This window comes from Streptosporangium nondiastaticum, from assembly GCF_003011965.1.
Lineage (GTDB): Bacteria > Actinomycetota > Actinomycetes > Streptomycetales > Streptomycetaceae > Streptomyces > Streptomyces nondiastaticus.
In genome coordinates this window covers 1-23,330 of record NZ_PXWG01000104.1, presented here as the reverse complement: position 1 = coordinate 23,330, position 23,330 = coordinate 1, and the positions used below count along the sequence as shown (strand labels likewise).

20 protein-coding genes, 1 tRNA gene and 1 other RNA gene are annotated in these 23,330 nt (G+C 73.9%); 12 read left to right on the top strand and 10 right to left on the bottom strand.

Annotated elements, in window-relative coordinates; translation table 11 throughout:
- Both B7P34_RS26595 and ffs read right to left on the bottom strand, forming a co-directional pair.
- Nucleotides 1-1,328 (bottom strand): DNA polymerase III subunit gamma and tau (locus B7P34_RS26595; RefSeq protein WP_146166930.1); only part of this gene is annotated, 1,328 nt, incomplete at its 3' end.
- Between the two features lie 207 nt (nt 1,329-1,535).
- Nucleotides 1,536-1,630: signal recognition particle sRNA small type (ffs, locus tag B7P34_RS26590), an RNA gene on the bottom strand.
- A gap of 122 nt (nt 1,631-1,752) precedes the next feature.
- On the opposite strand from ffs, the gene B7P34_RS26585 reads away from it, so the two are divergent.
- The 5 genes from B7P34_RS26585 to B7P34_RS26565 all read left to right on the top strand — a co-directional run bounded on the left by B7P34_RS26585 (nt 1,753) and on the right by B7P34_RS26565 (nt 6,542).
- Nucleotides 1,753-1,837: transfer RNA gene (locus tag B7P34_RS26585), tRNA-Ser, on the top strand.
- Between the two features lie 380 nt (nt 1,838-2,217).
- Nucleotides 2,218-2,748 (top strand): hypothetical protein, encoded by a 531-nt coding sequence (locus B7P34_RS26580; protein ID WP_223268263.1) that lies wholly within the window; start codon nt 2,218-2,220, stop codon nt 2,746-2,748.
- A 162-nt stretch (nt 2,749-2,910) separates the two neighbouring features.
- The gene (locus B7P34_RS26575; RefSeq protein ID WP_106680563.1) at nt 2,911-3,129 is read left to right on the top strand and encodes a heavy-metal-associated domain-containing protein; all 219 of its coding nucleotides are present in this window, start codon (nt 2,911-2,913) and stop codon (nt 3,127-3,129) included.
- Between the two features lie 116 nt (nt 3,130-3,245).
- Nucleotides 3,246-5,522 (top strand): heavy metal translocating P-type ATPase, encoded by a 2,277-nt coding sequence (locus B7P34_RS26570; protein WP_106680562.1) that lies wholly within the window; start codon nt 3,246-3,248, stop codon nt 5,520-5,522.
- A 108-nt stretch (nt 5,523-5,630) separates the two neighbouring features.
- Nucleotides 5,631-6,542, top strand: a complete 912-nt coding sequence (locus B7P34_RS26565) for a phosphorothioated DNA-binding restriction endonuclease (RefSeq protein WP_106680560.1) — start codon at nt 5,631-5,633, stop codon at nt 6,540-6,542.
- A 79-nt stretch (nt 6,543-6,621) separates the two neighbouring features.
- On the opposite strand, the gene B7P34_RS26560 is transcribed toward B7P34_RS26565, so the two are convergent.
- Nucleotides 6,622-7,188 (bottom strand): MarR family winged helix-turn-helix transcriptional regulator, encoded by a 567-nt coding sequence (locus tag B7P34_RS26560; RefSeq protein WP_106680558.1) that lies wholly within the window; start codon nt 7,186-7,188, stop codon nt 6,622-6,624.
- A 104-nt stretch (nt 7,189-7,292) separates the two neighbouring features.
- On the opposite strand from B7P34_RS26560, the gene B7P34_RS26555 reads away from it, so the two are divergent.
- Nucleotides 7,293-8,168 (top strand): NAD(P)H-binding protein, encoded by an 876-nt coding sequence (locus B7P34_RS26555; RefSeq protein WP_106680556.1) that lies wholly within the window; start codon nt 7,293-7,295, stop codon nt 8,166-8,168.
- Between the two features lie 32 nt (nt 8,169-8,200).
- Complete coding sequence (locus tag B7P34_RS26550) at nt 8,201-8,635, top strand: MarR family winged helix-turn-helix transcriptional regulator (protein WP_106680555.1); 435 nt, start codon at nt 8,201-8,203, stop codon at nt 8,633-8,635.
- Between the two features lie 72 nt (nt 8,636-8,707).
- Here B7P34_RS26550 and B7P34_RS26545 read toward each other — a convergent pair whose 3' ends face one another.
- Nucleotides 8,708-9,952 carry an FAD-dependent monooxygenase gene (locus B7P34_RS26545; RefSeq protein WP_106680554.1) on the bottom strand — a complete coding sequence of 415 codons (1,245 nt, stop codon included), beginning with the start codon at nt 9,950-9,952 and terminating at the stop codon, nt 8,708-8,710.
- Nucleotides 9,953-10,052: 100 nt separating this feature from the next.
- Complete coding sequence (locus B7P34_RS26540; protein ID WP_106680552.1) at nt 10,053-10,919, bottom strand: helix-turn-helix transcriptional regulator; 867 nt, start codon at nt 10,917-10,919, stop codon at nt 10,053-10,055.
- A gap of 141 nt (nt 10,920-11,060) precedes the next feature.
- On the opposite strand from B7P34_RS26540, the gene B7P34_RS26535 reads away from it, so the two are divergent.
- Nucleotides 11,061-11,894 carry an alpha/beta fold hydrolase gene (locus B7P34_RS26535; protein ID WP_106680550.1) on the top strand — a complete coding sequence of 278 codons (834 nt, stop codon included), beginning with the start codon at nt 11,061-11,063 and terminating at the stop codon, nt 11,892-11,894.
- 195 nt (nt 11,895-12,089) lie between these two features.
- Nucleotides 12,090-13,631 carry a sensor histidine kinase gene (locus tag B7P34_RS26530; protein WP_223268262.1) on the top strand — a complete coding sequence of 514 codons (1,542 nt, stop codon included), beginning with the start codon at nt 12,090-12,092 and terminating at the stop codon, nt 13,629-13,631.
- Between the two features lie 132 nt (nt 13,632-13,763).
- On the opposite strand, the gene B7P34_RS26525 is transcribed toward B7P34_RS26530, so the two are convergent.
- Nucleotides 13,764-14,474 carry a response regulator gene (locus B7P34_RS26525; RefSeq protein ID WP_106680546.1) on the bottom strand — a complete coding sequence of 237 codons (711 nt, stop codon included), beginning with the start codon at nt 14,472-14,474 and terminating at the stop codon, nt 13,764-13,766.
- 230 nt (nt 14,475-14,704) lie between these two features.
- Here B7P34_RS26525 and B7P34_RS26520 point away from each other — a divergent pair, with 230 nt between their 5' ends.
- The 3 genes from B7P34_RS26520 (at nt 14,705) to B7P34_RS26510 (ending at nt 17,294) form a co-directional block, all read left to right on the top strand.
- Nucleotides 14,705-15,976, top strand: a complete 1,272-nt coding sequence (locus B7P34_RS26520; protein WP_223268261.1) for a globin domain-containing protein — start codon at nt 14,705-14,707, stop codon at nt 15,974-15,976.
- 64 nt (nt 15,977-16,040) lie between these two features.
- On the top strand, nt 16,041-16,682 hold the full coding sequence (locus B7P34_RS26515; protein WP_106680545.1) for a GNAT family N-acetyltransferase: 642 nt from the start codon (nt 16,041-16,043) through the stop codon (nt 16,680-16,682).
- A gap of 87 nt (nt 16,683-16,769) precedes the next feature.
- Complete coding sequence (locus B7P34_RS26510) at nt 16,770-17,294, top strand: pyridoxamine 5'-phosphate oxidase family protein (protein WP_106680544.1); 525 nt, start codon at nt 16,770-16,772, stop codon at nt 17,292-17,294.
- On the opposite strand, the gene B7P34_RS26505 is transcribed toward B7P34_RS26510, so the two are convergent.
- The 4 genes from B7P34_RS26505 to B7P34_RS26490 are packed head-to-tail and all read right to left on the bottom strand — an operon-like array spanning nt 17,210 to nt 23,231.
- The gene (locus tag B7P34_RS26505) at nt 17,210-18,070 is read right to left on the bottom strand and encodes a sirohydrochlorin chelatase (RefSeq protein ID WP_223268260.1); all 861 of its coding nucleotides are present in this window, start codon (nt 18,068-18,070) and stop codon (nt 17,210-17,212) included. The genes B7P34_RS26510 and B7P34_RS26505 overlap by 85 nt on opposite strands.
- Before the next feature lie 42 nt (nt 18,071-18,112).
- Entirely contained in the window at nt 18,113-19,834 is a 1,722-nt protein-coding gene (nirD, locus tag B7P34_RS26500; RefSeq protein WP_106680541.1) for a nitrite reductase small subunit NirD, read from the bottom strand.
- Nucleotides 19,831-22,422 carry a nitrite reductase large subunit NirB gene (gene nirB / locus B7P34_RS26495; RefSeq protein WP_106680539.1) on the bottom strand — a complete coding sequence of 864 codons (2,592 nt, stop codon included), beginning with the start codon at nt 22,420-22,422 and terminating at the stop codon, nt 19,831-19,833. Before nirB ends, nirD begins: the two co-directional genes overlap by 4 nt.
- Before the next feature lie 35 nt (nt 22,423-22,457).
- Entirely contained in the window at nt 22,458-23,231 is a 774-nt protein-coding gene (locus B7P34_RS26490) for an NAD(P)/FAD-dependent oxidoreductase (RefSeq protein WP_106680537.1), read from the bottom strand.
- Nucleotides 23,232-23,330 lie beyond the last annotated feature (99 nt).

The following is a 23,330-nucleotide window of genomic DNA, read 5'->3' as shown; positions in this document are numbered from 1 at the left end:
GGCGCGGCGGGGGCCTGCGCAGGAGCCCCGGAGACCGCTGCGCGGGCCGCGGCGGGGCCGGACAGCCCGGAGGCGGCCGCGGGCGGCGCGTAGGCCTGGTCAGGGGCGTGGGCACCGGGCCCGGGCACGTAGCCCGTGGCGGGAACCATCGGGGCGGAGACGAGCGCGGCCGCGCCCCGCTCCAGCTTCTCGAGCCGGGCCCGTACGGACCGCTCGTCGTCGTAGGCGGCGGGGAGCAGGACGCGCGCGCAGATCAGCTCCAGCTGCAGCCGCGGCGAGGTGGCGCCCCGCATCTCCGTGAGGCCTTCGTTGACCAGGTCGGCGGCGCGGCTGAGCTCGCCCGGGCCGAAGACGCCGGCCTGGGCCTGCATGCGCTCCACGAGATCGGCGGGGGCGTCGATGAGGCCCTTCTCGGCCGCGTCGGGGACGGCGGCGAGGATCACCAGGTCGCGCAGGCGCTCCAGGAGGTCGGCGACGAAGCGGCGGGGGTCGTTGCCGCCCTCGATGACGCGGTCGACGACCTCGAAGGCCGCGGCGCCGTCGTTCGCCGCGAAGGCGTCCACGACGGCGTCGAGCAGCGAGCCGTCCGTGTACCCGAGGAGGGACGTCGCCATGGCGTATGTCACACCGTCCTCGGCGGCACCGGCGAGGAGCTGGTCCATGACGGACATCGAGTCACGCACGGAACCGGCGCCGGCGCGGACGACCAGCGGCAGGACGCCGTCCTCGACGGGAATCTTCTCCTGGCCGCAGACCTCGCCCAGATACTCACGGAGAGTGCCGGGCGGGACGAGCCGGAACGGGTAGTGGTGGGTACGCGAACGGATCGTGCCGATGACCTTCTCGGGCTCGGTCGTCGCGAAGATGAACTTCAGATGCTCCGGCGGCTCCTCGACCACCTTCAGCAGGGCGTTGAAGCCCGCCGAGGTGACCATGTGGGCCTCGTCGATGATGTAGATCTTGTAGCGGCTGGAGGCGGGCCCGAAGAAGGCCTTCTCCCGCAGCTCACGGGCGTCGTCCACGCCACCGTGGGAGGCGGCGTCGATCTCGATGACGTCGATCGAACCGCGCCCGTTGCGCGCGAGGTCCTGGCACGACTGGCACTCCCCGCACGGGGTGGGCGTCGGCCCCTGCTCGCAGTTCAGACAGCGGGCGAGGATGCGCGCGCTCGTCGTCTTGCCGCAGCCGCGGGGGCCGCTGAACAGATACGCGTGATTGACCCTGTTGTTGCGCAGCGCCTGCTGCAACGGGGCGGTGACATGCTCCTGCCCGATGACCTCGGCGAAGGACTCGGGGCGGTAGCGGCGGTAGAGCGCGAGGGACGACACACCTACGACGATATCGGGCCCCACTGACAAGTGGCCTCGCTCACATCCACAGGCCCCTCGCGACCCCGTTCGCAACCACTCGCGCCCGGGATTCGCCCCGGGGCCCACCCCGGGAACGCCGAGGGGCCCACCCCGCGCACGACCCGGGCTCGACCCAGGGACAGCCCGGGCTCGACCCAGGAACAGCCCGGGAACGGCCCGGAAAACACAAGGGCCCCCCACGCACCCGCCAGAGCCGACCTACCCTTGCTGCCTTCCGGCCCTGGGGGAGTTCAGTCAGATAGCGCCACGTGAGGGGCTTGCCCCCAAGCCTAGCGGATCGCCCGGGGTGCTCAGCCACCCCCGATCCCCTCCGGACCCCTCCGGCCGTCCTCCGCGACCACGTGTTCGCGAGCACCCCTCCGCGTCTTGTATTGTTTGCGGCGGAGGATTCGCCTAGAGGCCTAGGGCGCACGCTTGGAAAGCGTGTTGGGGGCAACCCCTCACGAGTTCGAATCTCGTATCCTCCGCACTCGCCCAGCAGGGCAGGCAAAGCCCCCGACCGGATTCCGGTCGGGGGCTTCGTCGTTGTGCGGCCGTAGACATAAGCACGTGCGTGCTGACGCGATGCGAGGCGCATGCGATGCCGATGCGGGCATTTCCTTTCGCCGGTCTCGGGTGGACAACGGCGTGGTCACGACAAGTCATCGCCGGTGGTGATCAAGGGTTCAACCAGTCATAGCGACCTCTCACTGCTGGTGAGGTAAGCCTCGCCTTACCTGATCGGAGAAGCGTGTCCACCGCCCTGCCCCGCGACCCGTCGGTCCTGTCCCACGACCCGTCGGTGTCCTTTCTCCCTCACTCGCGGCCGGCGCCGGGGTGGGCGAGGAGTGTCCGGCGCGCGCGGCCCGTGGGGCTGTACGACTCGTGGTGGACGGTCGCGGGGGCCGCGCTGGTCGTCTGTGCGGCGTGGGGCGGCGCCGTCTGGATCTCCGGGCACCTGCACGTGGACGCCTCGCTGCACACCGTGGCGCTCTTCGCGCACCTGGCGACCCTGGTGCTCGGCTTCGGCGCCGTGCTGATCGCCGACTACTACGGCCTGCTGTGGCTGACCGGCCGGATGTCGCTGATGGACGCCCTCGACGGTGCGGGCCGGCTGCACACGCCGATCTGGGCGGGCCTGACGGGCCTGGTGGGCAGCGGCATATTGCTGCACCCGGACACCTCCTCGACGCTGACCCGCGCCAAGCTGGTGATGGTGCTGGCGCTGTCCCTCAACGGGCTGCAGGCCGGCCTGCTGAACCGCCGTATGGCCGCCGCCCGGCGGCCCGGCGAGCAACCGCCGCGCCGCTTCCTGGCCTGGGGCGCCGGTACCGCCCTGGTCTCCCAGGTGTGCTGGTGGGGTGCCGTGATCATCGGGTTCCGCAACAGCCAGCGGTGACGGGCGGCCGGCGAAGGCGCTGGGGGGGGCGGCACCGCGCGTGCCGCCCCCCCCCAGCGCTTTTTTTCATCCTTCCGGAATACCCCTGGGGGGTATACAGTTCTCAATGAAGCGAGCGGCCGCACCGCTCGACGAACCGCTCGACGAACCGAAGGAAGCGCCATGACCTCCATCACCACCGTCTACAACGTGACCGGCATGACCTGCGGCCACTGCGAGGGCTCGGTCTCGCAGGAGGTCTCCGCCCTGGCCGGCGTCACCTCCGTCAAGGCCGTGGCCGCCACCGGGCTGGTGACCGTCACCTCCACCGGCCCGCTGGACGACGAGGCCGTCCGCGCCGCCGTGGACGAGGCGGGCTACGAGCTCGCCGGCCGTGTCTGAGATACCCCCGCCCCGTAAGCCGCACCGCACCCGTACACAAGTTCCCGGTCCGCCGGTTCGTGCCGCTCCACTGATATGGACGCCCGCAGCTCCGGCCCTCCTCCAGGAGACTCCGTATGACCAGCACCGCTCTCGAGAAGGCCCCGGCGCCCGCCGCCGCGGCCGCCTCCGAAGTCGAACTCTCCATCGGCGGCATGACCTGCGCGTCCTGCGCGGCACGCATTGAGAAGAAGCTCAACCGCATGGAAGGCGTCACGGCGACGGTCAACTTCGCCACCGAGAAGGCGAAGGTCTCCTACGGGCCGGACACCGGGATAGCCGACCTCATCGCCACCGTGGAGAAGACCGGCTACACGGCGCAGGAGCCGCCGAAGCCGACGGCCCCCGCGGAGAGCGAAGAGGCCGTCGACGAGGCGGCCGACGGCGGGGAGACCGGGGCCCTGCGGCAGCGGCTGCTCGTCTCGCTGGTGCTGTCCGTACCGGTCGTGCTGATGGCCATGGTCCCGGCCCTGCAGTTCGACAACTGGCAGTGGCTGTCCCTGACCCTGGCCGCTCCGGTGGTGGTGTGGGGCGCGCTGCCCTTCCACAAGGCCGCCTGGACCAACGCCCGGCACGGCGCCGCCACCATGGACACGCTCGTGTCGATCGGCACGCTCGCCGCCCTCGGCTGGTCCCTGTGGGCGCTGTTCTTCGGCCACGCCGGCATGCCGGGCATGCGGCACGGCTTCGACTTCGCCGTCTCCCGTACGGACGGCTCCTCCTCCATCTACCTGGAGGCCGCCGCCGGCGTCACCGCGTTCATCCTCGCCGGGCGCTACCTGGAGGCGAAGTCCAAGCGCAAGGCCGGCGCGGCCCTGCGGGCGCTGCTGGAGCTGGGCGCCAAGGACGTGACCGTGCTGCGCGACGGGCGCGAGACCCGCATCCCCGTAGCGGAACTGGCCGTCGGCGACCTGTTCGTCGTACGCCCCGGAGAGAAGATCGCCACGGACGGCACGGTCACTGAGGGCGGTTCGGCCGTCGACGCCTCCATGCTGACCGGCGAGTCCGTGCCCGTGGACGTCACCGTGGGCGACGCCGTCACCGGTGCCACCGTCAACGTCTCCGGCCGCCTGGTCGTCCGGGCCACCCGCGTCGGCGCCGACACCCAGCTGTCCCGCATGGCCAAGCTCGTGGAGGACGCCCAGAACGGCAAGGCCGCCGTCCAGCGCCTGGCCGACCGCATCTCCGGGATCTTCGTCCCCGTCGTCCTGCTGATCGCCCTCGGCACCCTGCTCACCTGGCTGCTCGTGACCGGCGACGCCACCGCCGCCTTCACCGCCGCCGTCGCCGTGCTCATCATCGCCTGCCCCTGCGCCCTGGGCCTGGCCACCCCGACCGCCCTCATGGTCGGCACCGGCCGCGGCGCCCAGCTCGGCATCCTCATCAAGGGCCCCGAGGTCCTGGAGTCCACCCGCCGCGTCGACACCGTCGTCCTGGACAAGACCGGCACCGTCACCACCGGCCGCATGGCCCTGCACGAGGTCATCACCGCCCCCGGCGTCTCCGAGCAGGACCTCCTCCGCCTGGCCGGTGCCCTGGAGCACGCCTCCGAGCACCCCATCGCCCGCGCCATCGCCGACGGCGCCGCCGAGCGCACCGGCACCCTGCCCGCCCCCGAGAGCTTCGAGAACATCGCCGGACTGGGCGTCCAGGGAGTCGTGGAGGGCCACGCGGTCCTCGTCGGCCGGGAGAAGCTGCTGTCGGAGTGGGTCATCGAGCTGCCGGCCGGACTCGCCGCGGCGAAGGCCGCCGCGGAGGCCGAGGGCCGCACCGCCGTGGCCGTCGCCTGGGACGGCGAGGCCCGAGGCGTCCTCACCGTCGCCGACGCCGTCAAGGACACCAGCGCCGCCGCCATCGCCGAACTGCGCCGCCTGGGCCTGACCCCGGTTCTGCTCACCGGTGACAACAAGGCCGTCGCCGAGGCCGTCGCCCGTGAGGTCGGCATCGACGAGGTCATCGCCGAGGTCCTCCCCCAGGACAAGGTCGACGTCGTCAAGCGGCTCCAGGCCGAAGGCCGTTCGGTCGCCATGGTCGGCGACGGCGTCAACGACGCGGCCGCCCTGGCCACCGCCGACCTCGGCCTCGCCATGGGCACCGGCACCGACGCCGCCATCGAGGCCGGCGACCTCACCCTCGTACGGGGTGACCTGCTGGTGGCCGCCGACGCGATCCGGCTCTCCCGCCGCACCCTCGGCACCATCAAGGGCAACCTCTTCTGGGCCTTCGGCTACAACATCGCCGCCCTCCCGCTCGCGGCGGCCGGCATGCTCAACCCGATGATCGCCGGCGCGGCCATGGCCTTCTCCTCGGTCTTCGTCGTCACGAACAGCCTCCGGCTGCGGCGCTTCCGCTGAGCGATACGACGTACATCTCCTTCAACCGGCCGGGGGCCGGGTCCGGTGATCGCTGGGCCCGGCCCCCGGCCGGTTCGCAGGACTTCTGCCGCACTACGATCGCCCCTCATGGACTGGCTCGATCGCACCGCCAAGTTGAGGCAGTGGTCCAGAAGCGGGACGCGTGCTCCGCACAAGCCGCTGCTGTTCCTGTACGCCCTCGGCCGGTTCCGGCAGGACGCCGACGGCGAGTTGCAGTACAGCGCGGTGGAGGAGGACCTCAAGCGGCTGCTGACCGAGTACGGGCCGCCGAACAGGACGACGCCCGCCTATCCGTTCCACCACCTGGCCAGCGACGGCGTGTGGGAGGTGCGCACCGACCGCGGACCGGGGAGTCCCGGCAGCGGGGTGCGGGAGCTGCGGGCGGCCGGGGCGGCGGGGCGGCTGGCCCCGGAGTTGCGGGCGGCTCTGCTGCGGGAGCCGTCGCTGCTCGGACGGATGGCGCGGGTCCTGCTCGACCTGCACTTCCCGCCGTCGCTCCACGGCGAGCTGTGCGAAGCCGTCGGCCTGGAGCCGGAACTGGAGCTGGAGTTCGGGCCGGCGGGGGCCGAACGCCTCTCGGCCGTGCGGCGGCAGCGGGACCGGCGCATGCGGGAGCTGGTGCTGACCGCTTACGAGTACCAGTGCGCCTTCTGCGGCTACGACGGCCGGATCGGTGCGGTGCCGGTCGGACTGGAGGCGGCGCACGTGCGCTGGTGGGCGTTCGGCGGTCCGGACGACGTCGACAACGGGCTGTGCCTGTGCTCGCTGCACCACAAGCTCTTCGACAAGGGAGTCCTCGGCATAGGCGACGGGCACCGCGTCCTGGTCTCGCAGCACTTCGTAGGCCGCAGCCCCGCCGCCCGCGAACACGTCATAGCGCTCGCGGGCCGTTCCCTCATCGGACCGCAACCGGGCGCCAGGCCGGTTGCGGCGACCCACCTCGACTGGCACACCCGCCAGGTCTTCCACGGCTCCCCGCGCCCCGCCACCGCCGCCTGACTCGCCGTAGCCGCTGGAGTCGCCGGAGCCGCCGGAGCCGCCGGAGCCGCCGGAGCCGCCGGAGCCGCCGGCGTCGTGGTTACCCGCCCGGGGCGCGGTTGCGGAGGGCGTCCTGGGAGGCTACGTACTTGAGCATGAGGCGGGCGAACTCCAGGCGCTCGTGCTCGGGCCAGTCGGCGGTGATGCACTCGTAGGCGGAGCGCTGGTGGCGGCTGAAGCGGGCCATCAGCTCGCGGCCCTCGGGGCTGAGGTGGAGGACGGTGCGGCGGCCGTCCTGCTGGGAGGCCGCGCGGATCAGGTAGCCGGACGAGATGCAGTCGGAGACCATGCGGCTGGCCACGGACGGGTCCACGCCCAGGTGGCGGGCGACCGCGCCGACGGTGATCTCCGAGGCGCCCTGCCCGGCCGATGCGCCTTCTGGTTCTGACGCGCCCTGTGCCGTGCTCTGTTCCGCCTCCAGCACGATCCTGAGCACCAGCGTGCGGCTCAGGTCCTTCTGGGAGATGGGCTCGTCGACCTCCAGGAGCGCGGAACGCCGCAGCTTCCCGAAAGCCGGGCCCACGGCGTTCAGCAGCTCGTCCGCCGTCTTCCCGTCCACCGTCTCCGGCTCGTTCTCGTCCGCCGTCTTCGGCTCGCGCTCGGTCATGCGCCTCATCGTACAGACATGGATGTCATGACGAAGGGATGTGTTGACGCTCAATCGTGTGCATGCAAGCATGCATATGTCGTCAGCTATGAACGGAGCACTCCATGACCATCCTCGTCACCGGCGCCCGCGGCAAGGTCGGCCAAGCCGTCATCGACCGCCTCCACTCCGCCGGCCTCCCCGTCCGCGCCGCCAGCGCCCGCCCCGCCGAACTGACCGTCCCGGACGGCGTCGAGATCGCCGAGCTCGCCCTCGACCGGCCCGAGGGCTTCGATGCAGCGCTCCGCGGCGTCCGCCAGGTCTTCCTCTATCCCGAACCCGCCGGCATCCGGGAGCTGATCGGCGCCGCCGAGGCCGCGGGCGTCGAGCACGTCGTGCTGCTGTCGTCCTCCTCGGTCCTCGGCCCCGACGCCGAGAACGACCCGCTCGCGAGCCACAGCCTCCGGGTCGAGCAGGCCCTCGCCGGCTCCGGCCTCACCCGTACGTTCCTGCGTCCGGACGCCTTCGCCAGCAACTCGCTCGGCTGGGCCCACCCCATCGGCCTGTCGATGCCGATCCAGCTCGCCTACCCGGACGCGCACATCGCGCCCATCCACCCCGAGGACATCGCCGACATCGCCGTCGAGGCCCTGACCGGCACGTCCCCGACCGGCACGTCTCTGACCAGCACCTCCCTCACCGGCCGCTCGGTCACCCTGACCGGCCCCGAGTCGCTCTCCTTCCGCGAGCAGCTCGCCGTCCTCGCCGAGACCCTCGGCCGCGAGATCCCGGTCGAGCGGATCAGCCGCGCCGAGGCCGAGCAGCAGATGGGCCGGTTCCTGCCCGCCCCGATGGTCTCCTCGCTGCTCAACCTGTGGGAGGCCGCCGACCACGGCCCGGCCGCCATCGCCGACACCACCCACAGCCTCCTCGGCCGCCCCGCCCGCACCTTCCGGCAGTGGGCCCGCGAGAACGCCGCCGCCTTCGCCCGGCAGCACTGACCCATGCCACCACCCCCGCACAGGAGGACGACTTGAAGCCCATCGGCTACTGGCTCAACCGCACCGACCAGGCCCTCACCCGCTCCATGGACTCCCTGCTCGCCGAGCACGGCCTCACCAGGAGCGCGTGGCAGGTCCTCAACGTCGTCCAGGAGGCCCGGGATGCGCTGGACGGCGGCCCACCGACCCGAGATCACGACGTGCTGACCGTCCTGGCCGCCAACGCCGACGCCGCCACCCTGACCGCCGCCGTCGAAGCGGTCCTCGCCGGCGGCTGGGCGGCCCGTCCGGAACCGGGCCGCCTCGCCCTGACCGACGACGGCCGTGCCCGCCTCGCCGGAGTCGCCGAGCGCGTTCACGCCTTCCGCGACCTGGCGACGGCCGGCATCCCGCCCGAGGAGTACCGGACCGCCGTCAGCGTCCTGGAGCGGATGACCCGCAATCTGGAGAATCTGCCGGCGACTTGAGCCCCGCCTCCCGGAAGGGCACGCGGAGGGCATGCGAAGGGCACGCGAAGGACACGCAGGGAGCGCAGCCCTTCAGTCCCCGCCGAGGATCCCCCGCGACTTCCCCGTCAGCGCCGAGGCCAGGTACCGGCCCGCCCCCGGCAGCCGGGCGGCGCGCAGGGCGAGGCGGCGTGCCCGCAACTGGCCCTTCGAGTGGGGCAGGAACCAGCGCACGCCCTTGCGTGCCGCGCGCTGCTTCTCCGTGACCACCGGCCGCCACTGCTCCTCGTACCGCCGCAGTGCCGTCGCGGTCGACGGCGCCCCGGTCAGTTGCCCGGCCAGGAGGCGGGCGCCGGCGAGGCCGAGGGAGGCGCCCTGGCCCGCCAGGAGCGAGACCGCGTAGCAGGCGTCGCCGACGAGGGTCACCCGGCCCCGGCTCCAGCGCGGCACCTCGGTCTGGGCCACCTGGTCGTAGTACACCTCGTCGCCGGGCGGGCACGCGCGCAGCGCCCGGGGGACGACCCAGCCGAGCTCGCCGTACTCCTTGCGCAGCGCAGCCCGCGGGTCGCCGGGCAGGCCGGGGTCGGCCGTCCGGTGGACGGCGAACGCCGCCACGCGGCCGTCGCGCAGGCCGTAGAAGCCCATCTGCCGGTCGGTCGTGTCGGTGAGGACGAAGCTGTCCCGGCACGCGGCGTGGATTCCGGGGTCCTCGAAGACGAACGCCGCGGTGTGGAAGCCGAGATGGCGGACGTGACGCCCGTCGTCGTCTTCTGCTTCGCAGAAGGCCAGGCGCCGTACAGCCGAGTGGACGCCGTCCGCGCCGACGACCACGTCGGCTTCGAGGTGCGTGCCGTCGTTCAGCGACACGGTCGCGCCGTCCGTACCGTCCTCGATCGCCGTGAGCGTGGTGCCGAACCGTACGTCGACGCCCGCGGGCAGGCTCTCGTACAGCGCGCGTTCGAGGTCCGGCCGCATGATGCTGATCAACCGGCCGCCGACGGCGCGGCCCAGCGTCGCGTACGTCATCCCCGCCCGTCTGCGGCCGTCCTCGTCCACGTAGCGGAGTTCGTGCACCGCGTAGCCCAGCTCCTGCAGCCGGGGCAGCAGGCCCATCTCCTCGGCGGCCGCGTAGCCCGGACCGAAGAAGTCGATCATGTAGCCCTGGGTGCGGAGGGCACGGGACTTCTCCAGGACCACCACGTCCCAGCCGGCGTCGCCGAGGCACCGGGCGAGGCCCAGTCCGGCGATTCCGGCGCCGCAGATCACGGCCTTGACGGATTCTGCGGCCTTCCCGGACTCCGCGGCGCTCACAGACTTCGCGGCTTTGTCGGCCTTCATCGACGGCGGCCTCCTCTCGCGCGGGTCCTGCCACCCCTTGCGCTCCGTGTTCCCGCGCAGGCCGGGGGCACACTCGCCCGGACGGGTCGCCCGGCGGCGGCTACCGCGCCGCCGGTTCCGCGAACTGCGGCGTGCCCACCGCCCCCAGGAGGGCCAGGCGGTCCGGGGTGTCCGTGCCCGGGGGCGGAGTGAGGAGGATCAGGCGCTGGTCGCAGTCCGGGGAGAGGAGGACCTGGCAGTCCAGGTCGACGGGGCCCACCACGGCGTGCAGGACGCGCATGCGGGTGCGGCGGCGGACAGCCACCTCATGGCGCTCCCAGAGGGAGCAGAACTCGTCGCTGGCGTCGCGGAGGCGGTCGACCAGGCGGGTCGCCGCCGGGTCGCCCGCGCGGCGGCCCACGGCGGCGCGCAGGTCGGCCGCGTGCAGACGGCCGTAGTGCTCGTGCTCCTCGGGCGGGTACGCGGCGCGGACGGCCGGGTCGGTGAACCAGCGCCAGACGACGTTGCGGCCGTGCTCGGAGACGGTGCAGACGCCGCCGAGGAGGGCGCGGGCCATGGCGTTCTGGGCCAGGACGTCACCCAGGTCGCTGAGAACCTGCGCCGGCGTCGCGGGCAGCTGGTCGAGGAGGTGGAGCAGGCCGGGGGCCACGTGGTCGCCCGCGGTGCGGCCCGCGGGCGGGCGGTGGCCCGCGAGCAGGTACAGGTGATCGCGCTCATCGGTGTCCAGGCGCAGGGCGCGGGCGAGGGAGGCGAGCATCTGCGGGGAGGGCTGCGGGCCGCGGGCCTGTTCCAGACGGATGTAGTAGTCGGCCGACATCCCCGCGAGCTGGGCGACCTCCTCGCGGCGCAGCCCGGGCGTGCGGCGCCGCGGGCCTGCGGGCAGGCCCGCGTCCTGGGGGCGGATCCGGTCGCGGGAGCGGCGGAGGAAGTCGGCGAGCTCCGGGCGGTCCGGGCGGGCGGTCGTCATGCGGATCATCCTCGCCGACGTGCCCGCCGCGAACCAGGGACCGGCGATCCCAGGGTCGGCAAGGCTCTCCCGCGGGATCGCTGACGACGGAAGTGTGAGGGGCGTCCCCACCGGTACGCATCTCGCTACAGGAGTCCTCCCATGACCACGACCGCCGCCACTCCCGCCGTCACCACCGCCACCGTCTCCGTCTCCGGCGCCCTCGTTCACTACGACCGCCTCGGCCCCTCCGGCTCCACCCGGACCCCCCTCGTCCTCGTCCACGGCACCGGATCCGCCGGCGCCGCCCTCACCTGGGGACAGATCGCCCCGCGGTTCGCCGAGGACCGTACGGTCATCACTCCCGACCTCTCCGGCACCGACCGCACCACCGACGACGGCGCACCGCTCACCGTCGAAGGCCTCGCCGCTCAGGTCGTCGCCGTCATCGAGGACGCCGGCACCGGGCCCGTCGACCTGCTGGGCTTCTCCATGGGCTCCCCCGTCGCCGCCGCCGTCGCCGCGCTCCGGCCCGACCTCGTACGGCGCCTGATCCTGGTGGCCGGCTGGGCCCACACCGAGGGCGACGAGTTCCTCCGCAACACCTTCGCCCTGTGGAACCGGCTCGGCACGACCGACCCCGAGGCCTTCGGCCGGTTCGTCATGATGACGGGCTTCAGCCGCGGCTTCCTCAACGCCATCGGGCGCGAACAGGTCGACGCCATGTCCGCCAACATGCCGCCCACCCCCGGCACCCTCCGCCACGCCGACCTCGACGCCCGCGTCGACATCCGCGGCCTGCTGCCCCGCGTCCAGGCCGAGACGCTCGTGATCGGCTGCCTGCAGGACGCCACCGTGCCGGTCGAGCAGAGCCGCGCCCTGCACGCCGCGATCCCCGGCAGCACGTACGCCGAACTCGACACCGGGCACGTCGCCTTCTTCGAGCGGCCGGAGGAGTTCCGGAAGCTGGTGGACGAGTTCACCGCCGGGGCGTGAGCTCCGGCGGGGACCGGCGCGGGAGGAGCCTGCGAGCACGGGGGCGGGCCATGCGGCTCCTCCCGGCCGGACACCAGCGTCACCGGCGCGGGACCTCCGTGCCCAGGGCCGTACGGTCCCTTTTCCACAGCCCGTCAGGCCCTGTCGCACAGGTGTCGTACGCTGCTGGGCAGGGACTCGGCCCGGGGAGCAGCCATGACGGAAACCGCAGATCAAGCGACTGATCAGCACGGCGTACAACAACAGCAGCAGCCCGCGCACTTACCGTCCGCCGACCGCATGCGCGGTCTCCTCGACGCCGTCATGAGCATCGGCCACGGCCTCGAACTCCCCCAGGTGCTCCACGGCATCGTGGAGGCGGCCGTCACCCTCACCGACGCCGAGTACGGCGCCCTCGGCATCGTCGGCGACGGGCAGACGCTGTCGGAGTTCCTGCCGGTCGGCATGTCCGAGGAGCTCACGGCGCGCATCGGCCGCACCCCCTGCGGGCGCGGCATCCTCGGCGAGCTCATCCACAACCCCGCCCCGCTGCGGCTCACCGACCTCACCCGCCACCCGCGCAGCTACGGATTTCCCGCTCACCACCCGCCCATGCGCACCTTCCTGGGCGTGCCGGTCCGCGTCCGCGACGAGGTCTTCGGCAACCTCTACCTCACCGAGAAGCGGGGCGGCGCCGCGTTCGACGCGGACGACGAGGCCGTCCTGACCACCCTCTCCATCGCCGCGGGCGTCGCCATCGACAACGCCCGCATGTACCACGAGAGCCGCCGCCGGGAGCGCTGGCTGCAGGCGCTCGGCGAGATCACCCGCAGCCTGCTGTCGGGCACGGATGCGGACGCGGCCCTGAAGCTCATCGCCGAGCGCGCGATGGAGGTCGCGGACGCGGACAGCGCCGTCGTCGTGGACCATGATGACCAGGACAGCGGCCGGGAAGCCTCCGGCGACCACGGCGGCCCCACCCTCTCCGTCCCCCTCCAGACCGCCGACGGCACCCGCGGCGCGCTGCGGCTGCGCCGGCACCCCGGGCGGCCGCCGTTCGACGAGAGCGAGGTGAAGCTGATATCCGGCTTCGCCGACCAGGCGGCCATCGCCCTCGAACTCGCCCAGCGCCGGGCCGAGTCGGAGGAGCTCGCCGTCCTCCACGACCGCGACCGCATCGCCCGCGACCTGCACGACCTCGCCATCCAGCGGCTCTTCGCCACCGGCATGACGCTGCAGAGCGCGACCCGCCTGATCGACCGGCCGGAGGCCGCCGAGCGCGTCGGCCGCGCGGTCGACGACCTGGACACGACCATCCAGATCATCCGGTCGACCATCTTCGGTCTGCGGACGGCCGGGGACGGCCGCGGCGGCGGGCCGAGCCTGCGGCGCGGCATGGCCGAGGCGGTGCAGGCGGCCACGCGGACGCTGGGCTTCGCGCCCGCGCTGCGGATCGAGGGGCCGGCCGACACCGACGTCCCCGCCGAGCTGGCCGAGCAGATCCTGGCCGTGGCGGCGGAGGCCCTCAGCAACGCGGCCCGGCACGCCGCGGCGCGGCGCGTGGAGGTCATGCTGACGGTGGCCGAGCGCGCGACGCTGACCGTCACGGACGACGGCGTGGGCGTCGGCTCCGCCCCGCGGCGCGGCGGGCTCGCCAACATGCGCTCCCGGGCGGAGCTCCACGACGGCCGGCTGGAGGTGGAGACGCCCGAGGGCGGGGGGACGCGGATCGTGTGGAGCGTGCCGCTGCCGGAGTGACCGGCGTAAACGACGACGTGATGAGCCGCGACGGGACGCGCCATGACGTGACGCACCGCGCCGCGGCGGCTTCCGGCGCGCGGACAGCGCCCGCGCCCGCGGCTACGGCTGCACCCGGGTCTACAGCTGCGCCTACGGCCGGCCCTGCTTCGTCCTGCCCGCTATCACCGCCGCCTGCACCCGCCGCCCCACGCCCAGCTTCGCCAGGATGGACGAGATCCGGTTCTTGACCGTCTTCTCGGCGAGGAAGAGCCGGTCGGCGATCTGGCGGTTCGTCAGCCCCTCTCCGATGAGGTCGAGGATCTCCCGCTCGCGCGGCGAGAGGCTGTCCAGCTCCGACGTCTCGGGGGCCTCCGGCTCCCGCGGCGCCCGCAGCCGGTCCATCACCCGGGACGCCGTGCGCGGGTCCAGCGTCGACTTGCCCGTGGCCACCGTCCGCACGGCCGACACCAGCTCCGAGCCGTTGATCTGCTTGAGGACGTACCCCGCGGCGCCCGCCATGATGGCGTCGAAGAGGGCCTCGTCGTCGTCGAAGGACGTCAGCATCAGGCAGGCGAGGTCCGGCATGCGGGCGCGGAGTTCGCGGCACACCTCGATGCCGCCGTGGTCGCCGCCCTCGGTGCCGCTCTCCCCGAGGCGCACGTCGAGGACGGCCACGTGCGGGCGGGAGGCCGGGACGCGCGCGAGGGCCTCACGGCCCGTGGCCGCCTCCCCCACGACCTCGATGTCCGGCTCCGCTTCGAGGAGGTCGCGGACGCCGCGGCGGACCACCTCGTGGTCGTCGAGGATGAACACGCGCAACGGCACGCTCTGCTCGGCTGTTTCCGTATCGGTTCGGTCCATACGAGGCAGTATGTCCGGGCCCGGCAAGAGCACCACGCACAGGGTGCGGGCACTGCGGCCGGGCCCGGCGGCAACGAACCGCAAGCCCAGCTCACACCCGGCCCGCACCCCGTCGATAGGGCCGAACGGCCCTGCTGACCAGGGCCGGGCGGTCCCCCGGGGCGGTTGCCATACTGGCCCGCCCAGCCCGTGTGCGAGAGCCGTCGAGGACGTCGAGGAGCTGCCCACCCGTGAACACCGTCAACGACACCTACCACTCCCTGCTCGCCCGGCACGACGCGATGCGGCTCCGCAGGCGGCTGTTCTCCCCCTCGGGAGCCGGGCGGCAAGCGGCGGAGGGTGCCGGAGCGGAGGGTGCCACGGAGGCCGCGCCGCAGCAGCCGTACGACGGCGCCGCCGACCAGCGCGTCATCACCGACCACCTCGAACTCGTCACCCCCTTCGAGGACTTGATCGGCCACCTCTACGACGCGATGTTCGCGCACTGGCCGTTCCTGCGGCGCCTCTTCCCGGAGTCGATGGAGTTCCAGCGCAAGCACCTCGAAGCCGCCTTCCGGTACCTGATCGAGAACCTCCACGACCCCGACGCCGTCGCGGCCACCTTCACCCGCCTCGGACGCGACCACCGCAAGCTGGGCGTACGGCCCGCGCACTACCGGGCGTTCGAGGCCTCGCTGTGCGAGGCGCTGCGCCGCACCGCGGGCCCGCGGTGGAACGAGGGCATGGAGCGGGCGTGGGTGCGCATGCTGCGGTTCGCGGTGGCGGCCATGGTCGAAGGCGCGGAGGCCGCCCTGGGCGAGCCCGCGGCCTGGCACGCCACCGTCACGGGCCACGACTTACGGCGCGCGGACCTCGCCGTCCTGCGCGTACGGCCGCACGAGCCGTACCCGTACCGGGCCGGGCAGTACGCCTCTGTGGCCTCGCCGCACCTGTCGCAGGCGTGGCGGCAGTACTCCATCGGCTGCGCGCCCCGCCCGGACGGCGAGCTGGAGTTCCACGTGAAACTGACCGGCCGCGGAGGCGTCAGCGAGGCCCTCGTGGCGCGCACCCGCGTCGGCGACGTCCTGCGGCTCGGGCCGCCGGGCGGCACGATGACGCTGGACGACGACCCCGCGCACGACCTGCTGCTCGTCGCGGGCGACACCGGCTGGGCCGCGGTCAAGGCGCTGCTGCAGGAGCTGGCCGCGCACCGGGTCGCCCAGCGGGACGTGCACCTCTTCCTCGGGGTGCGGCACCCCTCCGCGCTGTACGACACGGAGTCGCCGGCGGAGCTGCGCCGCCGCTACCCGTGGCTGCGCGTCACCCAGGTGGTCGGCGAGGGGCCCGGACCGGGCGAGTTCGGCGCGCTGGCCGACGTCGTCGCGGGGCACGGCGACTGGTCCCGGCGGCTCGCCTTCGTGAGCGGCCCGCCCGCCATGGCCGGACCGCTCGTGGCGCGGCTGACCGCGGACGGCGTGCCGGCCGGGCGCATCCGGCACGACCCGCTGCCGGACCGGGCGTGAGGCCCGGCGGGCGACGGCGGATATCCGGAGGACAGCCCCGTCCCTGCCTGGGCACACTGCGCCCATGAACGATCACGCCACCGGCGTTCCGGCCGCCCCCGGCTTCGCATTCAAACCCACGCTCACCGGCGAGCTGACCGTGCTGCGACCGGTCACCGTGGACGACGTGCCCGCGCTGCTCCCCATGTTCCGGGACGCGGAGACGGCGCGGCTGACAGGTGACCACGCCACGCACGACGACGCCGCGCTCCGGACCTGGTACGCCACGCGCGGCGACCAGGACGACCGGCTGGACCTGGCGATCGTGGAGCGGGCGACCGGGAACGTCGTCGGGGAGGCCGTCCTCCTCGACTGGGACCCGGGCAACGAGAGCTGCGCCTTCCGCATCTGCTCCGTGCCCGGCGCGCCCGGCCGCGGCCTCGGCACCGAGGCGGTCCGGCTGCTCGTCGGCTACGGCTTCGAGACGCTGGGCCTGCACCGCATCTGGCTGGAGGTGTACGCCTTCAACCCGCGCGCCCGCCGCGTCTACGAGAAGGCCGGCTTCGTGCCGGAGGGCGTGCTCCGGGGCGCGCTGCTGTGGGAGGGCGAACGGGTCGACGCCGAGGTCATGTCGATCCTCGCGCCGGAGTGGTTCCGGCACCGCGGACGGCCGGAGTCCGCGGCGGCCCCGGACGCCTCACAGGCACCTGTCGTACGGGCGGAGTAGCGCGCACGCGCCGGAGCAACCCCTCCGCGCCGCCGGGGCCGTTCGGCCCTGGTGTGCCGTGAGCCGGGCGCCTGTACTGGAGAGGTGATGGACACCACCGCACCGCCCCGGCGCCGCGTCGAGCTGACCCGCGCGCAGTCCCTCCGGCTCCTGCGCAGCGTCTCCCTGGGCCGGGTCGTCTTCACCCGGCGCGCGCTGCCGGCGATCCGCCCGGTCAACCACATCGTGGACGGCGGCCACATCGTCATCCGCACCCACGAGGGCGCCGCCCTGGCCGGGCTCGCGGCGTCCGCCCAACAGCCGATGACCGCGCGACAGCCGGCGCCCGCGCAACAGCCCGCTCCGGCCCAGCCGCCCGGCGCGCCCGGCCGCCGCGTCGTCGTCGCGTACGAGGCCGACTCGATCGACCCCGTCACCCACCTCGGCTGGAGCGTCGTCGTCACCGGCTACTGCACGCTGGTCACCGACCCGGACGAACTCGCCCGCTACGCCGCGCTCCTGACGCCCTGGTGGGACGGGCGGATGGACTACGCGGTACGGATCCGGCCGTCGCTCGTCACGGGCGTCCAGTTGCTCCCCGGGCGCCCGCACCCGCCCGCGCAGGCCCGCTGATACCGCCGGACGACCAGCCGGGCGACGGCGTCGTGCGGGCCCAGCGGACGGGACACGAGCACATCGCTCACTCCCCTCCCTACGGACTCCCGCACGGACCCCCGCGCAGAGTCCTGCGCAGACTCCCGTACGGGCTTCCGCACGGCTTCCCGTACGGACGCGCTGAAGTGCCCCGGCGCCGTCAGGTACATGGCCACGGACACGCCCTCGTGCCCTTCGTCCCGCAGCGCCGCCACGGCCGCCGCGGGGCGCGGACCGTCGCCCGACACGTACGACGACACGACCCTCACTCCCATCCGCAGGGCCAGCAGCCGTGCCATGCGCGCGGTGTCCGCCCGGGCCGCGGGGTCCGAGGACCCCGCGGCGGCGAGGACGACGGGGTCCGGCGAGCGGGCCTCCCGCCCCGCCTCCGCCAGCCGGTCCGCGAGGGCCTCGGCGAGGAGCGGGTGCGGCCCCAGCGCGGGGGCCGTGCGGCACCGCAGCCGGGGCCCCGCGGACGCCACGGCCGCCGGGATGTCGACCCGTACGTGGTGGCCGGTCCCGAGGAGCAGGGGCACGAGCACCGCCTCGCCCCGCAGCCCGGCCAGGACCTCGTCCAGGGAGGGCGCCACCAGGCCGAGGTAGCCGACCCGTACGCCGAGGTCCGGCCGCAGGGCGCGGACGCGCCCGGCCAGCGCCTCGGTGACGGCGATCCCGGCGGGGCTCCGGGTGCCGTGCGCCACCAGGACCAGAGCGGGCGTACGCCGCGCCTTCGCCGTCACCGTTGCCGCTGCCATCGCCGTTGTCACCATCGTCATCGCCGTCATCGCCGTCACCGCCTACACCCCCGCCGGCCGGCCCGGCCGGGGCCGCAGGTAGACCGCCCACGTCAGCGCCGCGCACACCACATACGCGGCCAGGAAGGCCAGGTAGGCCGCGTCGCCGTTGTGCGAGCCGAGGAACGACTGCCGGAAGGCGAGGTTGACCAGGACGCCGCCGAAGGCGCCCACCGCGCCGGCGACGCCGATCAGGGCCGCGGTGCGGCGCCGGGAGGCCCGCTCGGCCTCGGCCGGGTCGGCGCCGTGGGCCTCCACCGCGGTCCGGGCGCGGGCGCGGAAGATCGCCGGGATCATCTTGTACGTCGAGCCGTTGCCGATGCCGCTGAAGACGAACAGGGCCACGAACCCGGTGACGAACAGCGGCAGCGAGTCCTCCCGGGACGCGGCCAGGACGGTCAGCGCGCCCGCCGCCATCGCCCCGTAGGTCGCCAGCGTGACCCGGGCGCCGCCCCAGCGGTCGGCCATCATCCCGCCGACGGGGCGCACGAGCGAGCCGAGGAGCGGGCCGAGGAAGGTGAGGCCGGCGGCCTTGACCGGGGTGTCGAAGTCGGCGTGGAACTGCACCTGCAGCACCTGCCCGAAGGCGAAGCCGAAGCCGATGAAGGAGCCGAAGGTGCCGATGTAGAGCACCGACATCACCCAGGTGTGCGGCTCGCGGCAGATCTCGCGCAGGGCGCGCTTGTCGTTGCGCAGGGCGGTCAGGTTGTCCATCCGCAGCGCGGCGCCGAGGGCCGCGAGAACGATGAGGGGGATGTAGATCAGCGGCAGCAGTCGCGGGTGGCCGCTGCCCGCGGTGGCGAGGACCAGCAGGCCGAGGAGCTGGACGGCGGGGACGCCGAGGTTGCCGCCGCCGGCGTTGACGCCGAGGGCCCGGCCCTTGAGCCGCTGCGGGTAGAAGGCGTTGATGTTGGCCATGGACGAGGCGAAGTTGCCGCCGCCGACGCCGGCGACGCACGCGACGGCGAGCAGCGTCCCGTAGGAGACGCCGGGTTCGAGGACGGCTCCGGCCAGGGCGGTCGGGACGAGCAGCAGGAGGGCGCTGATCACCGTCCAGTTGCGGCCGCCGAAGGTCGCGACGGCGACCGTGTACGGCAGCCGCAGCACCGCGCCGAGGGCGGTCGGCAGGGCGGTGAGCAGGAACTTTCCGGCCGGGTCGATGCCGTACTCGGGGCCGAGGAAGAGGACGAGGACGGACCACAGGCTCCAGACGGAGAAGCCGATGTGCTCGGAGAGGACGGAGAAGAAGAGGTTGCGGCGGGCGGTACGGGCGCCGGTCTCCCGCCAGAAGACGGGGTCCTCGGGGCGCCAGTCGGCGATGTCGTGGCGGCGGGCCGGAGGCGGTGGCGGAGCGGGGCCCTCCGCGGTGGCCGGCACCCCCTCCCCCTCCCTCCGCCGCACCGGCCACACCCGTACCGCCGCGTCGCTGCCGTCCGGTGCCAGCGGCTCGTCCAGGCAGGCGCCCGTCCGCAGGCAGAACGCCTGCTTGTACATGGGCGAGGCCACCACCGGCACGCCGTCGCGGCTGCCGAGGATGCCGCGCGAGAGGACGTGCGCGCCGCTGAACGGGTCGCGGTTGCCGACGGCGTAGACCTCGCCGGCCCGGTCGCGGAAGACCGCCACCTGCTCGTCGCCGACCAGCACCGCGACCCCGCGCCCGGGCACGAGCCCGTCCCACTCGCACACGGGCCGCCAGCCCGTTCCGTCGTGGATCTCCACGGTCATCCTGCACGCACCTCCAGCCGGGCGCCGGCGATCAGCGGCGCGGTGAGGACCTGCCCGTCCTCGTGCGGCAGGGCAGGGCGGATCTGGTCCCGTTCGGGAACGAAGCGGACGGTCGGGTCGGGCGTGCCGGGGGCGTTCGCGAAGGAGACGAAGCGGCGCAGCCGGACGGGGTCGGCGAGGGTGGCGGCCCACTCGTCCTCGTAGGCCGCGGTGTGGCGGGCCATGAGCGCGTCCAGGTCGGCGCAGATGCCGAGGGAGTCGTCCATGACGACGGCCCGCAGGTGGTCGAGGCCGCCGTCGAGGCGTTCGAGCCAGGGGGCGGTGCGCTCCAGGCGGTCGGCGGTGCGGATGTAGAACATCAGGAACCGGTCGATGGTGCGGATGAGCGTGGGGCGGTCGAGGCCGGAGGCGAGCAGGTCGGCGTGGCGCGGGATCATGCCGCCGTTGCCGCCGACGTAGAGGTTCCAGCCGGTGGAGGTGGCGATGACGCCGAAGTCCTTGCTCTGCGCCTCGGCGCACTCGCGGGCACAGCCGGAGACGGCCGACTTGAGCTTGTGCGGGGCGCGCAGCCCGCGGTAGCGCAGCTCCAGTTCGATGGCGAGGCCGACGGAGTCCTGCACGCCGTAGCGGCACCAGGTCTCGCCCACGCACGACTTCACGGTGCGCAGCGCCTTGCCGTAGGCGTGGCCGGACTCGAAGCCGGCGTCGACGAGCCGCCGCCAGATGTGCGGGAGCGCATCGACGGTGGCGCCGAAGAGGTCGATGCGCTGCCCGCCGGTGATCTTCGTGTAGAGGCCGTAGTCGCGGGCGATCTCGCCGATGGTGATGAGCCCGGCGGGGGTGATCTCGCCGCCGGGGACGCGCGGGACGACGGAGTACGAGCCGTTGCGCTGGAGGTTGGCGAGGAAGTGGTCGTTGGTGTCCTGGAGGGCGGCCTGCTCGCCGTCGAGGATGTGGCCGTTGCCGAGGCTCGCGAGGATGGAGCCGACGGCGGGCTTGCAGACGTCGCAGCCCTCCGCGCCCGCGCCGGCCGTCCCGTGCTCGTCGATGAGGCGGGCGAAGCCGTCGATGCCCTTGACGCGGATGATCTCGTAGAGCTCGGCGCGGGTGTGCTCGAAGTGCTCGCACAGGCCGCGGGCGGTCTCGACGCCGGCGGCGGCGAGCTCGTCGGTGACGAGCGTGCCGAGCAGCTTCACGCAGCTGCCGCAGCCCGTGCCGGCCCGGGTGCACTGCTTGATCTCGGGGACGGTCGTGCAGCCCTTGTCGTTGACCGCCGCCCTGACGGCGCCCTTGGTGACGTGGTGGCACGAGCACACGACGGCGTCGTCGGGCAAGGTCACGGGCCCGGCCGGGGCTCCGGCGGAGGCGGGCAGCACCAGCTGTTCGGGCGGGGCGGGCAGCGGCGTGCCGCTCAGCGCCAGGGGGCGCAGGATGCCGTACGCCTCGGTGTCGCCGACGAGGACGCCGCCGAGGAGCGCGCCGTCCGCGCCGATCACCAGCTTCTTGTAGACGCCGTCGCGGCTGTTGGAGTACGTGACGTCGAGGGCGCCTTCGGCGGCGCCGTGCGCGTCGCCGAAGCTCGCGACGTCGACGCCGAGGAGCTTGAGCTTGGTGGACGTGTCGGCGCCGGTGAAGGAGCCGCCGCCCTCGGTGAGGGCCCGCGCCGCGGTCTCGGCCATGGCGTAGCCGGGTGCGACGAGCCCGTAGACGCGGCCGTCGGCGGCGAGCGCGCACTCGCCGATGGCGAGGACGGCGGGGTCGGCGGTGCGGCAGTGCTCGTCGACGACGATGCCGCCGCGCTCGCCCACGGGGAGGCCGCAGGCGCGGGCCAGGTCGTCGCGCGGGCGCACGCCGGCCGCGAAGATCACCAGGTCGGTGGGGAGGTACGTGCCGTCGGAGAGGGTGAGGGCCCGCGCCGCGCCGTCCTCGCCGGTCTCGACGCGCCGGGCTCCGGCGCCCGTGTGGACGGTGACGCCCAGGTCCTCGATCCTGCGGCGCAGGACGGCGCCGCCGCCGTCGTCCACCTGGAGGGCCATGAGGCGGGGCGCGAACTCCACGACGTGCGTCGGCAGTCCCATGGCCTTGAGCGCGCCGGCCGCTTCCAGGCCGAGGAGCCCGCCGCCGATGACCGCGCCCGCGCCGGCCGTGGCGGCGGCGTCGCGGATACCCTCCAGGTCCTCGATGGTGCGGTAGACGTGGCAGCCGGGGGCGTCGTGGCCGGGGACGGGCGGCACGAAGGGGTACGAGCCGGTGGCCAGCACGAGCACGTCGTAGGGGAGTTCGCGGCCCGAGGCGGTGGTGACGGTGCGGGCGGCGCGGTCGACGGCGGTGGCCCGGTCACCGAGGCGCAGCTCGATGCCGTACTTCTCCAGGAAGCCGTCCGGGCAGAGGGACAGCTCCTCGGCGGAGGTGCCGGTGAACCAGGAGCTGAGGTGGACGCGGTCGTAGGCGGGGCGGGGCTCCTCGGCGAGGACGGTGACCTGCCACGCGGACGTCCGTCCGGACGGGTCCCGCTCGAAGAAGGCTTCCAGGAAGCGTTGTCCGACCATGCCGTGGCCGATCAGCACCAGGCGTTTTCCGGGCGTCATCAGGAGGCTCCTCGGGAGGTCAGCAGGTGGAAGAGTCAGCAGGTGGAAGGGGAAGAGGTCAGCAGGTGGAAGGGGTCGGCGGGCACGATCTCGTCCCGTTCGTAGGCGCGGGCGAGGGCACCGACCGTCGCCAGGTCGCCCAGGAGGACAGCCCCGGCGATCCGGTCGCCGCGCAGGACGAGCTTCTTGTACGAGCCGCGGGTCGCGTCGGCGATGCGGAGCACGTCGAGACCGTCCTCGTCGGCGGCCGGATCGCCGAACGCCGCGTACTCCAGGGGCCCGGCCGACAGCCGGGCGTACGGGCGCGAACCCCCGTAGGCGGCGTCCGGGACGGCGCCGGAGAGCCGCGCGGCCAGCACGTCGGCCTGCTCCCAGGCGGGGCCGGCCGTGCCGTGCGTACGGTCCCGGTGCTCGGCGCAGTCGCCGATCGCGTACACGTCCGGAGCGCAGGAGAGGCGGTCGTCGACCACGACGCCGGTGCGGACGGGGAGGCCGGCGGCGCGGGCGAGGGCCGTACGGGGTCGCACGCCGCAGGCGGCGACGACGAGGTCGGCGTCGAGGGTGCGGCCGTCGGACAGTTCGACGTGGCCGTCCGCGTGCGCCGCCCGCACCGTGCTCCCCGTGCGCACCTCCACCCCCAGGCCCGTCAGGGCCCCGCGCAGGAGCTCGCCCGCCGGGCCGTCCAGGTCGCGTTCGACGAGGTGGGCGGCCTGGTGGACGATCGTCACCGGCAGCCCGCGGGAGGCCAGCGCCCGCGCCACGCTCACCCCGAGGACGCCGCCCCCGCCGGTGCGCGGTCTCGGCGGGATCGCCGGCGACCAGGGCCGCCGTGTAGCTGCCGAGGTCGGGCGCCTTCATGGACTTCAGGGGTTCGGGCGTGCTCGACAGGTGCACGACGTCCGCGCCGA